At 38.2% G+C, this 1,745-nt stretch carries 3 protein-coding genes; 1 reads left to right on the top strand and 2 read right to left on the bottom strand.

Translation table 11 applies throughout. From position 1 onward, the window contains the following. Positions 1 to 615: DUF4221 family protein (locus tag ACZFYI_RS20050; protein ID WP_462525893.1), on the bottom strand; the 615-nt coding region annotated here is incomplete at its 3' end. Between the two features lie 113 nt (positions 616 to 728). Between ACZFYI_RS20050 and ACZFYI_RS20045 the strand changes: the two genes are divergently transcribed. Then, positions 729 to 1,190: a hypothetical protein gene (locus ACZFYI_RS20045; RefSeq protein WP_462525892.1), complete on the top strand. Its 462-nt coding sequence runs from the start codon at positions 729 to 731 to the stop codon at positions 1,188 to 1,190. A gap of 45 nt (positions 1,191 to 1,235) precedes the next feature. Here ACZFYI_RS20045 and ACZFYI_RS20040 read toward each other — a convergent pair. Then, positions 1,236 to 1,745 (bottom strand): aminotransferase class V-fold PLP-dependent enzyme (locus tag ACZFYI_RS20040; RefSeq protein WP_462525891.1); only part of this gene is annotated, 510 nt, incomplete at its 5' end.

The following is a 1,745-nucleotide window of genomic DNA, read 5'->3' as shown; positions in this document are numbered from 1 at the left end:
AAGCACTCTAAAATCCTTTAGCTTTTCCAATTGGGAAATTTCATGTCTTTTCAGAGTTTTAGTATCCAAATTGACCAATCCAATTGTGGTACTGTTTTGATCAATTTGTTCAATAATGGTGTAAAATTCTTTTTTCCCTTTCAAGAAAAAGTAATTAGGATTAAGGTCCTCCTTTCCAAAAAGACTATCTCCGGAGAGTTTTTCCTTTTCATAATTGAACTTGGAAATTTTTTGACCATCCTGTTTTAGTATCGTCCAAGAGCTAAAGTTTGAGAAAAGGAACTGACCTTCTCCGAGATCAAATATCCCATTGGGGTTTTCTATTGCATTTGGACCCTCTTTTTCAAGTTTTACTTTTCTATCCAACACAAGGTTATCCAAATCAATAACTTCTATCTGATACGTACTTCCATCAAAATCATACAGGAATTTTTTATCATTTGACAGTTCAAAGACATGGAGATGCGCACCAGCCATGAGGATTTCTCCTTTGGAATCTACCAAGACAGTGTCGATTTCAACAGAAAAGTCAAAGGAACCATCTTTTCCATTTCCATTTTCATTCCCGCAAGACAATAATAACATTAAGGCAAATACAAAACTTAGATTTTTCATTTGAAAGGAGAATCTCTAAAAATAAACCCGAAAGCTGTAATGAACAAGAGGTTAGTTGTTTTTTGTACTTTTTTCCCCAACCTTTAAAACGAAGTATTAAATATCCGCAAGAGATGAAAAAACCAGCCTGCCTCATCATGTTTATTCTTCCCCTTTTGTTTTCCTGTATCGACAAAAGCGTCCCTGACTTTAGTGAATGCATCTCTTCAGGTTCTTTGGAAAAATCGATCCTTGAAACAGAAGTATTGGGAACTTGGGAATGGCAGTTTATGGTTTGCTGTCCTGAATCTACCGAGGGAATGAAAAGGGATTCAAATTTACATGCGGGTACAAAAATCACCTTGTACGATGATGGCACAGGTAAGAAAGAAGACAAATCCGGAATTATAGATTTTTCTTGGAAGCTAAAAACAGTTGATTTCAACTATTATGGTTTTGATACAGATCCAAGAATCTTTTCAATTTCGGGAAGATTATTTATCTGTAACGACCAATTGTTTGCCAATGACAGTTATCGTGACGGCGCCGACAATTACTTCAAGAAAATCAAGGGACCTGAGATTAAACCAAATTAAAATCTTTTCCAAAGTTTGAAACTTTGGAAGAATTATTCTTCAAAATCAAACCGTTACCCCATACAATTCTTTCAACTTCTCCACAGTATAACCGATCTCCTCTTTGGTGGTGAACCTACTAAAGGAAAACCTGACGGATTCTCTTTCGGAATTGTGGTTGATGGCACGGAGAACATGCGAACCCACAGTGGCGCCGCTGCTGCATGCCGAACCGCCTGAAGCTGAAATCCCATGCAAATCCAGGTTGAAGAGCAGCATACCGCTATTTTCTTCAGAAGGTGGCAAACTCACATTCAGTACAGTATAGAGACTTTTTTCAAAATCCGCTGAAAGCCCATTGAAACTGACCTCAGGAATATTGTTTTGAAGTAATTCAATAAAATGCTTTTTCAATCCCTCGATATGTGCACGGTGTCCGGCCATATCTTCATAGGCGAGTTCCAGGGCTTTGGCGATGCCTACTATGCCGATGACATTCTCGGTACCTCCACGCATATTCCTTTCCTGCGCACCGCCATGAATGAAGGGATGGATTTTCTTGTCTTTTCTTACATA

The organism is Aquiflexum sp., assembly GCF_977115555.1.
This window is presented reverse-complemented; position numbering and strand designations above follow the sequence as displayed.